General features: G+C 46.0%; 8 protein-coding genes. All 8 read left to right on the forward strand.

All coding sequences use genetic code 11. From position 1 onward, the window contains the following. A partial coding sequence (locus tag Q8M41_RS05985; protein ID WP_305364343.1) for a hypothetical protein occupies positions 1 to 1,317 on the forward strand: 1,317 nt, incomplete at its 5' end. Between the two features lie 53 nt (positions 1,318 to 1,370). Then, positions 1,371 to 2,087 (forward strand): FKBP-type peptidyl-prolyl cis-trans isomerase, encoded by a 717-nt coding sequence (locus Q8M41_RS05990; protein ID WP_305364344.1) that lies wholly within the window; start codon positions 1,371 to 1,373, stop codon positions 2,085 to 2,087. Positions 2,088 to 2,863: 776 nt separating this feature from the next. Next, the gene (locus Q8M41_RS05995) at positions 2,864 to 3,937 is read left to right on the forward strand and encodes a gliding motility-associated C-terminal domain-containing protein (RefSeq protein ID WP_305364345.1); all 1,074 of its coding nucleotides are present in this window, start codon (positions 2,864 to 2,866) and stop codon (positions 3,935 to 3,937) included. A gap of 1 nt (position 3,938) precedes the next feature. Next, positions 3,939 to 4,868, forward strand: coding sequence for a type IX secretion system membrane protein PorP/SprF (locus Q8M41_RS06000; RefSeq protein ID WP_305364346.1), 930 nt, complete (start codon positions 3,939 to 3,941; stop codon positions 4,866 to 4,868). Positions 4,869 to 5,601: 733 nt separating this feature from the next. Continuing rightward, positions 5,602 to 8,490, forward strand: coding sequence for a hypothetical protein (locus Q8M41_RS06005; protein ID WP_305364347.1), 2,889 nt, complete (start codon positions 5,602 to 5,604; stop codon positions 8,488 to 8,490). Between the two features lie 60 nt (positions 8,491 to 8,550). Continuing rightward, complete coding sequence (locus tag Q8M41_RS06010) at positions 8,551 to 9,222, forward strand: hypothetical protein (protein ID WP_305364348.1); 672 nt, start codon at positions 8,551 to 8,553, stop codon at positions 9,220 to 9,222. A gap of 18 nt (positions 9,223 to 9,240) precedes the next feature. Further along, a complete protein-coding gene (locus tag Q8M41_RS06015) occupies positions 9,241 to 9,777 on the forward strand; it encodes a hypothetical protein (RefSeq protein ID WP_305364349.1) in 537 nt (178 codons plus the stop codon). Positions 9,778 to 9,803: 26 nt separating this feature from the next. Continuing rightward, on the forward strand, positions 9,804 to 13,391 hold the full coding sequence (locus Q8M41_RS06020) for an IPT/TIG domain-containing protein (protein WP_305364350.1): 3,588 nt from the start codon (positions 9,804 to 9,806) through the stop codon (positions 13,389 to 13,391). Positions 13,392 to 13,450: the final 59 nt, after the last annotated feature.

Below are 13,450 nucleotides of genomic sequence, written 5' to 3' on the forward strand. Positions count from 1 at the left end.
GGTCTGACTGCGGGCACAGCCACTAACCTGGAAGGTGGCCTGGGAGGGCAGTTACCTTACCAGTCGGCAGCAGGAACCACAGCGATGCTGGCCAACGGTACAGCAGGTCAGGTCCTTCAGAGCAATGGAACGACCCTTGCCCCGAGCTGGATCACAGCAAGTGCGGGAGATATGACCTTAGCGGGTATTCAAACGGTTACCGGAGCCAAGACTTTCGGAGCAGCAGGCAACGTAGGTAAACTGATCATTGCAGGTAGTACTTCTGGAACAACAATCCTGAATGCGAATGCAACAGCAGGAGCTGGAACAGTTACCCTACCAACCACAGGAACCCTGGCTACCTTAGACGGAGCAGAAACCTTAACGAACAAAACACTGACCGCACCAGCACTGGGCGCTGCTACGGCAACCAGTGTCAATAAAGTGGCCTTAACGGCCCCTGCTACAGCCGCTACGTTAACTATTGCCGATGGTAAAACCCTGACTGCCAGCAACAGCTTAACTTTAGCCGGAACAGACGCATCTACGTTGAACATCGGTACAGGCGGAACCCTGGGAACTAACGCTTACACCAGCACAGCCTTTGCTCCACTGGCAGGTCCAACCTTTACCGGTACACCAACGCTGCCAACAGGAACAATAGCAGTCACCCAAACTGCTGCTAATAATACCACAGCAGTGGCAACTACCGCTTACGTGGATGCTGCAGATAACCTGAAAGCTAATCTGGCTTCACCTGCCTTAACAGGTACGCCAACTGCTCCTACAGCTGCAGCGGCAACAAATACAACCCAGGTAGCTACCACTGAATTTGTTCAGACAGCAATTCCTGTAACAGTGGTCGCTCTTGGTACCGATGCTACCGCAAATGCTACAACTACTTTGAATGTAGTTACAGGGATGACAACAACCGTAGCTGCCGGAACCTATACCTTCCAGTATTTTGTGAGATATCAATCATCGGTCACAACAACCGGGGTCAGGTTTGCAGTGAACCATACAGGGACGGTGAGTACATTTGTCTGGAACTGGCGGTATAGCGATGTTGGATCAGCAGCATCTACGGCAACACCAGATCAGGATGGTATCATCGCCGCCTCACAGGTAGTGGCTGGTTTCGCTTCGCGGGCAGTAAGTACTACGACAAGAGGTACAACATTGTCTGTTGATACAGCAAACTCAGACATGCTGGTAATCATTGAAGGGGTAATGATCGTTACGGCAACAGGCAGTCTTCAATTGTATCATGGCTCAGAAACTGCGGCTTCTACCCAGGTAATGGCCGGGACCTCACTCATACTTACCAAAACTTTATAAATAGATTAATAAGCAATTAACCGGATAATAAACCCGAACTAACAAAAATATAAATGAAAAATAGTTCTAAATCGTCTTCAGTACTTAAATATTTGCTGGTTGTATCAATATTTCTTTATTCTGTTTCTGCGTCTGCACAAAAGAGCCCGGTACGGACCAGCACCCCTGTTGTAAAGTTAAACAGTCCTGCAGACTCTCTGCAATACACCCTCGGAGCCTACCTGGGCCAATGGATCACCAATAACGGATTTATGGTTACCAACCCCGAATTATTTAAAAAGGGTATGGACGATGTATTATTGAACAGACCATTATTGATTAATGCAGCAAGTGTTGCTTCGAAACTCGATGGTTACCAGCAACGTTTGATCTCACAACGAAGCAGTCAGCAGGAAAGATTATTATTTGAGAATATAAAAGGCAAAGAAGGAGTGGGGATGCTCCCTAGCGGAGTGGCTTATGTGGTCATGAAAGCAGGAAATGGTATCAGACCACAACTGAACGACTCCGTTATGATTCATCTTAAAGGCTTTTTACCCGATGGTAGCCAATTTGAAGATACCTACGCTAAAAAAGCGGCTCTGCGTTCAACCCCTGCAGGACTCATCCCGGGCATGAGCGAAGCATTACAGATCATGCCCCTTGGTTCTACCTGGCGACTCATTGTTCCTTCCGCTCTCGCCTATGCAGAGCGCGGCGTCCCCGGCCTTATTCCGGCCTACTCTGCCCTGATCTTCGAAGTTGAACTGATTGATGTTATGAGAAGGTAGAATTGAGAAGGTAGTATTGAGTAGTGAGTAGTGAGTATTGAGATGGTAGTATTGAGTAGTGAGTAGTGAGTATTGAGATGGACTTACGTTCCCAGTCAAATGCATTGGTATTTATCAGTTTTCTCTGCTCATTGTACAATAGCCTTATTTTTCAATGAAGCAGGATTTAGTCTTGTTTCTTGGCTCTTGGTTCCTGGCTCTGGGTTATCAGTTATCTGTTGCCTGTTATCAGTAATTTACTGTTTCATTGTCTATATTTCAGTTGTCTGTTGTCAGTGGTCTGTTGTCAGTAAATCCTTCTTCATTGTCTATTATTCTTTAAAAACCACAATCCGTTAGTTATCGGGTCTCCACTGTCCATTGTCCTTGCATTGTCAACTGTCAATTCTCAACTCTCCACTCTCCATTATCAACTCATTTGCTTTTTCCCCCAACCGTATTAACTTTAACAAATAATAATATCGTATCTTGAAAAAACTTATTTCGTAAAATCTCGTATACAATCCACAAAGCTTTACGTGAAAGATCAAAAACACATTGGCATCCACCTGCCGGCCCTGAAGGGCTTGCTCTATCTGTTTTTATTTTTTCCGATGTTTTTGCAGGCTCAGGCGGTCAATCAGGTCTATATTTATCCCGGTGCGTAGCTTGTTGCTCACCCCAATGCTAACCTGAATATTTTTTCAGATATCTCCCATTCAGGACCCCTGGTTTCCTATAATACCTCTTTCATTAATTTTTACGCCAGCATCTGGCAGAATAACAATGGCAGCCGTTTGCCGGATGAAAGTGCCCGTGGCATTGACGGTACCGGCGGTATTTTTACCTTTTCGGATCTGCTTCAAAATGTCCAGCGCATCAATAATATCAATTCAGTACCCTTCAACGGCTTTCCAAATCTAAGGCTGGATAACAGCCTGAACGTTTTATCCGATCTCGGCGCTCTGCACGTCAACAATAACCTGGATTTCCGCAACGGTCATCTCATCCTCAATGGATTTGACGTGAATGTAGGTCGTCCCGGAACAGGAACCATCACCGGACACAGCCATACGAATTTCATTGTAACGGGCCCCATGATGACCGGGGGCAGTCTCGTCAGAAATACGAATGCGACAAGTCCGGCACTCGATTTCCCAATCGGCACAGCCATCGGAAGCTATACCCCCCTGTCGATAAAATACACAGGTGCTCCCCAAACCATCAAATTCAGAGTGGCTGATAATGTTTACAATAAGCTGAATTTCCCGGAATATGTAAATAAGACCTGGATCATGAACACAGCCAATGCCGATCCCGCAGCTACCGCTGAACTTACCCTGCAGCATAACGCTGCCGATGAAGGCAGCTCTTACTTCAGCAACCGAAGTGAAGCCTATGTTAGCCGCTACGATACACGCATGACCGGACTTTGGGATGTTTTACCCCCGATGACAACCAGCACCCCGGGTATCATCACCGCCCGTGCCGCAATATTTGATGCCTACATGAATACCCGTCTGAATATCACGGCGATCAAATCCATAGAGTATTTCTCCAAAACCGTCATTAAAGAGGATATCGATGAAAGCACCCCGGTGAACGTTCCGGATGCGATCTCTCCGAACGGGGATGGCTTTAATGACGTGTACGAAGTAGTGAAACGTTTGCCTACAGATGTGCTGCGCTTTGAAGTTTACAGCCGTAACCAGGTTCTGGTTTTTCAGGATCTTGATTACCAGAATACCTTCAATGGCACGGGCAATATGGGTGGCTTCATTGGAAATACGCTTCCCGATGGCATTTATTATTATCTGATCAGCGTGAATGGCTCCAAAGGCATTCCTGGTTACCTCATTATCAACCGCTAATATGAAGAAGCAAGCAGCGCGGATTTTATTACTATCCCTGACAGTACTGCTGCCTGAGCTGCTTAGGGCACAGCAACTGCCACTATATTCGCAGTACATGTTCAATACGCTGGAGATCAACCCGGCCTATGCGGGTTTTAAGCAGTCGGTGCAGTTTACCAGCATTTTCAGGAAGCAGTTTAACGGCATCAAGGATGCCCCTCAAACGGCAATGCTTTCGGGAGATATGCCGATTGGAGATACCAAACTGGGCATCGGACTCAAAATTGTTGACGATCGAATTTCAATTACCCAGAACTTCGGGGCCCAGGGCTCCATGTCCTACCGGATTGAAGGAGATAACTCTAACCTTGCCTTCGGAATACAGATGGGTGCCCTCAACTATAAAACCGATTTCAGCAAATTAAATATCACCAATCCTGGAGATCCGGTATTTGCAACGAACCTGAATGCGATGACAGCCAATTTCGGTACAGGCGTATTCTACAATACGGATAAATTGTATGTGGGATTCTCGGCTCCGAACCTGGTGCGGACAAAGCTTCGGAAAGTGGATGTGGCCCTCTCGGAGTATGATGTGAAACAGAACACCCACATGTACCTGAATGCGGGCTACCTGATTGACCTGAATGATAACTTTATTTTAAAGCCATCCTTCCTGTTAAGAGGGGTGAAGGGTATTCCCTTGCAATACGATGTGAATGCGAATGTGTTTTTTAGGGACCTGATGTCGGCGGGAGTATCCTACCGTAGTCACAGCGCATTGGTGGGCCTGCTTGATTTCAGGCTGGTGCCAACCCTTCGTTTAGGTTATGCGTATGATTATAACCTGGGAAGACTAAACAACTTTTCGAAGGGAACACATGAGATAATATTACGGTATCATATTCCATTTGATAAGGATACGTTGATGCCGAGCTACTTGTTTTAATTGAGAGTGGAGAGTGGAGAGTTGATAATTGTCAATGAAGCAGGGTATTGTCCCCCTCTGGAGGGGGGTGCGTAAGGCCTGAGCGAATGGAGGGGGAGGATTATTTATCCAATACCTCCCCCTGCCCCCTCTGGAGGGGGATAAGCAAGGTGCCCAGGGATTGTGCTGAAGAGATGATTGATATCCGATAGTATCGGGTTAAGAGTTGACAATGAAGCAGGATTATTGTCCCCCTCTGGAGGGGGGTGCGTAAGGTTTGAGCGAATGGAGGGGGAGGATTATTTATTTAATACCTCCCCCTGCCCCCTCTAGAGGGGGATAAGCAAGGTGCCCAGGGATTGTGCTGAAGAGATGATTGATATCCGATAGCTATCGGGCTAAGAGTTGACAATGAAGCAGGATTATTGTCCCCCTCTGGAGGGGGGTGCGTAAGGCCTGAGCGAATGGAGGGGGAGGATTATTTATCCAATACCTCCCCCTGCCCCCTCTGGAAGGGGATAAGCAAGGTGCCCAGGGATTGTGCCGGCAGGCAGGGATGACAGGTAAAATATTGAAATGAATTTTAAAATGAACAAGGATTTACTGACAACAGACAACTGATATATAGACAATGAATCCGGATTTATATACAACTCTTGCTTTAAGCTTTAAGCTTTCTGCTTTCAGCTTATAATATGAATAGGGAACAATAATTTTATAAAAAGAAAAAACGTACCAGGTAAAACATAACACTATGCGTCCAGTAAAATTACTATCCATTGCTTTAATGCTTACAGGAATATTCTTCCTTGGCAAGGCAACAGCTCAGATCAAGATCGGAACCAATGGAGCCAATATCCAGCCCTCATCTTTGCTGGAGCTCGAGAGCGCTAATCAGGGTTTTCTATTGCCGCGTATGGCTAATACCATTGCCATTGATGCATTGAATCCGCCTAACGGGATGATGATCTATCGGACCACAGATCCTGCCGGACTCTATATCCGTAAAAATAACCAATGGGAATACATCACCGGTTCGATGAATGGGGATGCGATTTTTAATTCAGTGACAGTGAATGGCCCGGTTACGGCTTTGAGCTTTAGCGGACCCCTGACCGGCAATGCCAGCACCGCTACTTTAGCCACAACTGCAACCAATTCCAATAATTCTGCGGTGACCAATGATATTTCAAATCCGGGTACCACTTACCCCGTATTTGTGAACTCCACACCCGGAAATCAGCCACTGCGTACCAGTAGTGGTAATCTGAGCTATGTGCCGGCTACAGGAATCTTAACGGCAAGAGGGTTTAACGGACTCCTCACCGGAGATGTAATCGGAAACGCCAGTTCTTCGGTGGATGCACAGAATACCGTGAACATCCGTATCACCGATAATCCAACCAACCCGGCAACCGTTTACCCTACCCTGGTTTCGGGGATTTCCGGTCCCCTGGCACCAAGCGTAGCCAGTACAAAACTGAGTTTTGTTCCCTTAACCGGCGAACTGAATGCTACTACCTTCAGAGGGGCGCTAATAGGAAATGCGAGCTCTGCGACCTCAGTAACCGGAAATGTGGCAGCTGTAAACGGTGGTACCGGACAATCCATCTTTTCTCCCGGTGATATGCTTTATGCCAGTACTTCCACTTCATTGGTAAAATTGCCAATCGGGACACCCGGTACAGTTTTAAGGGTTAGCGCAGGCAATGTGCCAAACTGGTCGACCGCAGGTGCGGGTACGGTAATTAATGTAACCGGTACACCTAACCGTATAACCGTAACCGATCCTACCGTTTCACCGGTGCTGGATATTGCGACTACCTATCCAGGACAAGCCTCTATCTCCACACTTGGCACGATCACTGCCGGAACATGGAATGCTACTGAAGTAGGTGTAGCTTATGGCGGAACCGGACGTACTTCACTCGCTGCCGGAAGAGTACTGGTAGGCAATGGTACCGGAATAGTAAATTCTGTGGATGGCGATGTACCCAACCTGGTTCTGACTTCAAACGGACCCGGACTGGCACCTACTTTCAAATCTCCGGGTGCAGGGGATATGGTACTCAACGTAGACCAGACCATTACCGGGATAAAAACTTTTGGTGCAGCAGGAAATGTAGGTAAACTGGTGCTTGCCGGAAATACCAGCGGTACAACTATCCTAAATGGGCCTTCTGCCGGGCTTGGAGGTACAGTCATACTTCCTTTAACCGGAACCCTGGCTACCCTGGCAGGTACAGAAACATTGAGTAATAAAACATTGACTTCTCCAACCCTGACCAACCCCTCCATTGGTGCTGCGGTAGGTACCACATTGGTTCTTGGGGGAGGAACTCCGCTTGGGACGACCAATCAAACAGGTACCGGGCGGATCGTAATGGATAATACTCCAACCCTGATCACACCAAATATTGGCGTTGCTACCGGTACAAGTCTGAATCTTGGTGGTGGAACAGTTACCGCGGCAACTTTTTCGGGTACTGCAAATGATGTAAATAATGTAAATGGTATCGCGGCCAGTACTGTACAGGCTGGTTCAGCATTGGCAAATAGTTCTACAGCAAATAATGATGCCGGAACAATTGTAAGAAGGGATGGAACAGGTAATTTCTCTGCAGGAACAATTACAGCTAATCTTACCGGAACAGCGTCAAATGCAACTCTTGCCGCAAATGCAACTACCGCCACCAGTGCTACCAATACAAACATTACAGATGATAATACAACAGCGACAGATATCTATCCAACCTTTGTTACAGGTACTTCCGGTAATAATGGTCAAAGAGTTAATAGTGTAAAACTTACTTATCGTCCTTCGACTGGTATGTTGAATGCAACCGGTATGAGAGCCAGCCAATTTACTTCAACAGCTACACTTGGCACTCCGCCATTTGTAGTGGCTTCTGCTACTCCTGTTGCAACCCTTAGCATTGGTGGAAATGCGGCTACGGCTACTAGATTAGCCGCTAACGTTGATATATATGGAAGTACTTTTGACGGTTTCTCTTCTATAGCTGGACCAGTAGCAGGACAATTTGGAGGAACTGGGGTAGCAAATACAGGCAGAACGATCACATTAGCTACTAATTTAGTAACAACAGGAGCCGGCGTAATAACTTTAAACTCAGCAGCAGGATCTACTGTTACGCTTCCGGCCTCTGGTACTTTGTATGGGACTCAAGTGGGAACAATCACTTCTGCAAGCTTAGGCACATCCTTATCTGACGAAACAGGAACAGGTGTAGCGGTATTATCTATAGATCCCAGATTAGTTAAGCCGGTTGCGTCATCACTTTTAGGAGATGGTGCATATTTAGCAACTAAAGGACCGGTAGGTGTTGGTGTCGGTCTTGCTACTGCCGTTGCAGGAACAAATTTGGCCGGTACTGTAACTATCGTAATGACCGGTGCCGGAACAACAAGTAATAAATTGATTGAGGTAACATATTCTGAAGCATTTCCCGCAGGATCATTTCCTGTTTTATATCCGGCAAATCCAGCCGCCGCAGAATTATCCGGAACCTCACAGGTTTATGCCCAAGGATTTACCAATAGATTTGAGATTACCTCAGGTTCAGGTACAGGTTTAGCTAACGGAGCCACTTATATCTGGAATTACCATGTAATCGGCAGATAATATACTTTAACGATAATTATTTAATTTCAAAGAAATTGTCACCCGGCATATACCTTACAGATGAGAAAAGCATTTTTATTTCTATTGATCCTCTGTATCGGATGCCGCAAAGATCCCGAGCCGCTTCCGGCTAAGGCAATATTGCTTTTGCCAAAGAACAATGAGATCTGTGCCGACGGTGTTATCATTTCTGCGAGCCGCACAAAGATTCTGTTCAAATGGGAAGCCTCAAAAAACAGCGATTCCTATGTTTTGAGTATAAAAAATCTCGATAATGGGCAGATCAGCACCCATAGCACCGATAAAACCCAATTGGAGCTTGAACTCGACCGAAATCTGGCTTATTCCTGGTTTATTTCGTCTAAAAACAGCCAAATCAACAAGGAGATTAGCAGTGATCTCTGGAAGTTCTATAATCCTGCACCTGCTCAAACCTCTTTTTCACCTTTCCCGGCAGAATTGACAGCGCCGCGCTATGGTGAGGTAATCCCACTGTCTACGGCGACAGTAACATTAAGATGGTCGGCAACAGACCCCGATGGGGATATCGACAGCTATGATGTTTATCTGGGGAATACCAATGTGCCGGTTTTGTACAGATCCGGACTAAAAACAGCAGTGCTCGCTGATCTGGTACTCGACCGCAATAAAACCTATTACTGGAAGATCATTACCCGCGATACCAAGGGCAACCGCTCCAACTCGGATGTATATCAATTTAAACTGGATTGATGATGAAAGAAGCCTGATATGAATAAAATTTTACTCTTTTTTATCGCCCTCAGCCTCATTTCTGCCGAATTGTCGGCACAATTGCAGGCTGTGCCGCTCGAACAGCGGGTTGAAAACTCCACACTGGTTTTCGAAGGTAGGGTTTTGCGTAAATCCTCTTTCTGGGATACTGATCGCAGGCACATTTATACTTCCAATTTAGTTTCAGTTTACAAGGTTTTTAAGGGTGAATTGAGCAATGCCATTGTCGAGGTTATCACGATAGGCGGAATCGTAGGAAATGAAATGGAAAAGGTTTCCTATGGTCTGGATCTTCAGGAAGGCTCTGTGGGAGTTTTTACCTGTATTCCAAACAATACCAAGCTCGCCACTTCATCCAAAAATTTACGGCTCAGGCCTTATGCAGAGATTCAGGGCTTTATCCGCTATGATCTTGCCACTGGTACTGCAAGGGATGTATTTAAAGTGTATAAAAATGTTTCAGGAGAGATCTATCCCGTCCTGCAAAAACTGACACATTCAAATTATAAAGTGATGAACAAGGCTGATTTTTAAATAAAATAGGGCCATTTCGGGTAAAAATGCGAAAGATTAGCCTATCGGTCATGACAGTTTTACTGTTCTTATGCACGGTTTTTACCGGGGTATATGGCCAGTCTATAACTAGTTTTTCGCCAAATACGACTTCCGCCGGTACCGGTAGCCAGGTTACCATTACAGGTTCAGGATTTGGCCCGGGTCCTGCTACAGCCAATAAATATGTTGAATTTGCCAATTCAGATAACGGGGGACTTACCGGGGTTAAGCCGGCCCTTGTAGAGTATGTGTCATGGGCTGATAATCAGATTGTTGTGATTGTTCCTTCGGGTGCTGGAACAGGAGCCATTAATGTGTACAATGGGACCACCACAATCGTTTCTTCGGCCAACCTGACTGTTTCGTATAATATCATCAATGCTTCAACTTATCAGGTTAAGCATGTTAATAGTAATACGCAGGGGGGATATAACTGGCAATTGGAAAAGGGCTTCGATGCACAGTCCAATGCAAAGAATTCCTTTCTTAAATCACTGAGTGCCTGGAAATGCTTTACCGGAATAAACTGGAACGTGGGAACATCCACTCCTGCTAACCAGACTGGTCGCGACGGGATAAATATCGTCCGTTTTGATACCGGTGCAGAATTACCTGCAGGCGTATTGGGCGTTGCCTACACCTATTATACTTCCTGCGGAAGTAATAAATGGGAGATCTCTGAAACCGATCTGGTTTTTGACAAGGAGCGTACCTGGAATTTTGAGGATGCACTTCCGGGGCCTTCACAATCAGATTTTCAGTCCGTGGTTCTGCATGAATTGGGGCATGCTCACAGTCTTGGGCATGTGATTGATAATTCGGATTTGATGCATTATACCATTGCTCCCGGTAGTAGGCGTACAATTGGGCCAAGCAACAGTGCTGCGGGTAATTTTCAGGTTGCTTTCAGTGTTCAGGCAGGTGGAGGTATTTGTTCCGGGGCGATGATTGCTGCAATTCCGGCAACCTGTGGCTTCCCTTATCCTAAAATAACTAGTTTTAGTCCCGGAAGTGCCGGTACCGGAACTACCGTCAGAATAAACGGCGAAAATCTCAATACAGCCAGTTCAGTTACCTTCGGTGGGACAGCTGCTGCGTCCTTTTCCATTGTGTCTGCTACTCAGGTTGATGCCGTGCTGGCAGCCGGTGCCAGCGGAGAGATTGCTGTGAATACTTCGGGCGGGACCGCAGTTTACAGTGGTTTTGTTTATTTGCCTCCACCCATCATTAACTCATTTTCGCCTGAATTTGGATTTTCAGGTGATACCATTACAATTGTGGGTGCCAATTTAAACACAACCAACCTGCTTAGTTTCGGAGACATACCGGCTGCCTCTTTTTCTGTTGTGAATGATCAGACTGTCAAAGCAGTCCTGGCTGCCGGGGCAAGCGGCAAGATAAGCTTGAAAACCTTAGCCGGTACAATCGAAGCAAATGGATTTACATTTGCACCGAAACCTGCAATTAGCTCTTTCACGCCTTCGGGGAAAAGAGCGGACATCATAGTGATTAATGGAACAAATTTCAGGCAAATTCAGTCTGTTAAATTCGGCGGAATGGATGCTGCTTCCTTTACGGTAGATTCTGAGCAGAAGATCTCCGCTGTTCTGGGTCTTGGGTCCAGTGGAATTATAACAGTCACTTCTACTTATGGAATTGCGACAAAAGAGGGTTTCATTTATTTTCCTGCCCCTACAATTACTGCATTTAATCCGCAGCTTGCTGCTGAAGGTGCCAGTGTCAAAATCACTGGCACGAACTTCAGCGGAGCAACAGAAGTGCTTTTCGGAGGCAAAGCTCCGGTATCCTTCACTGTGAATTCGGCTAATGAGATTAGTGTGATTATGGGTAAAACTGCTAGTGGTCAGGTTTCAGTAACAACTCCCGGCGGTACCGGAGTAAAAGAGGGCTTTATCTTTATCCCTACGCTCAGGATAGATTCCTTTAGTCCTAAGATCGCGGCAACGGATCAGAAAGTCGTGATTAATGGCTCTAACTTTGTAAAAGTAATTGAGCTTAGCCTTGGTGGTACTCCTGCAAAATCATTTACAGTTGATTCTGAAAGTATGATTACGGCAACAGTAGCCCTGGGTTCAACCGGAGATATTAAGGTTCGTACGGCTGATGGTTTGGTTTCTTCGCCAGGCTTTACCTATATTATAGTACCAAGGGTCGATTATTTTACACCGGCGAGTGCAGGGGCAGGTACCACTGTACGGGTTGCCGGTATCAATTTCGACCAGGTGACTTCAGTAAAGTTTGGAGGTATTGAGGCCAGCTCTTTCAGGGTGCTTTCAGGAACAACTATAGAGGCTGTGCTGGCTGCAGGGGCTTCGGGAGCGGTGAGTGTGACTAATGTGGGGGGAACGGGAGAATTAAAAGGCTTTACTTTCATTCCATTGCCTGTTATATCTTCCGTTGACCCAATCTTGGGTGGAAAGGGCACTGAAATCAATATTTATGGAACAAATTTTTTAACAACACATACGGTCAGCATCGGGAATAAAACAGTGACTTCCTTCAAAGTGTTTTCGGCTACCCAAATTACCGCCTATGTAGCTGATGGGGCCAGTGATGGTAAGGTGCTGGTCTCCACGCTTGGAGGTTCAGGTTCATTTGATGGTTTCCGTTTCATTTTGCCACCAGTTATTACTTCTTTTCTTCCGCGTGAAGCCATTGCGGGGGTTAGTGTTTTGATCAGTGGGACTAATCTTGGAGATGTGAAAGGGGTCAGTTTTGGCGGTAAGGCAGCGGCATCATTCAGCATTTTATCGCCCACAAGTATTTCGGCTGTAGTAGCACCGGGTTCAGCGAGCGGCAATATCAGCCTGACTAGTCCCGGGGGTCAGGCAATTAAAGAAGGTTTTACTTTTATTTATACACTCCCAACGAATAACTTTAGTGTTTCAGCAACTGGATTAAGCTGCCGTGGGACCATGAACGGGATCATCAGCATCAAAACGCTGCAGACTTTGAATTATACCGCCACCATCACCGGAAACGGTCAGAATAGCCGTTATGATTTTTCGAGTACGCTGGAACTGAAGAATCTGTCGCCGGGACTTTATGAAGTATGCTTTACAATTGCAACTGAGAGCACCTTTAAGCAGTGTTTTGAGATTGTCGTTACTGAGCCTAAAGATCTTGCGCTCTTTTCCTCTATAAATAAGGAAGAGAAAAAACTGAATTTAAAACTGGAAGGGTCGGATACTTATTTTGTAGAACTGAACGGCGAACTGACCAAAACATCCCTCAATGAACTTCAGTTGAGTTTAAAGAGCGGTTTAAATAAGATAAGGGTTTACACGGATAAGCTATGCCAGGGTATCATTGAACGATCATTCTTTGTGGATGCGGTGCAGATCTATCCAAATCCATTCGATACAGAACTGAATCTGATACTGGGTTCTGAATATTGGGGTACCATTAAGGTCGGGATTATGGATATGGGAGGGAAGCTCATCTATTCAAAAGACCATCAGCCCGATGGGGGATTGCTGAAGCTAAATCTTGAAGAGCTGGCACCTGGTCCATACCTGTTGCAAATCTCATCCGGGGAACACCGTACGGTGCATAAAATATTGAGGCGATGAAAGACTTACGAATTTACTTAGGCACCATGCATTTTAAATTCGTCAGTCGCCAATTCTAT

It is taken from the genome of Daejeonella sp. (assembly GCF_030684675.1).
In the GTDB taxonomy this organism is placed as follows: domain Bacteria; phylum Bacteroidota; class Bacteroidia; order Sphingobacteriales; family Sphingobacteriaceae; genus Daejeonella.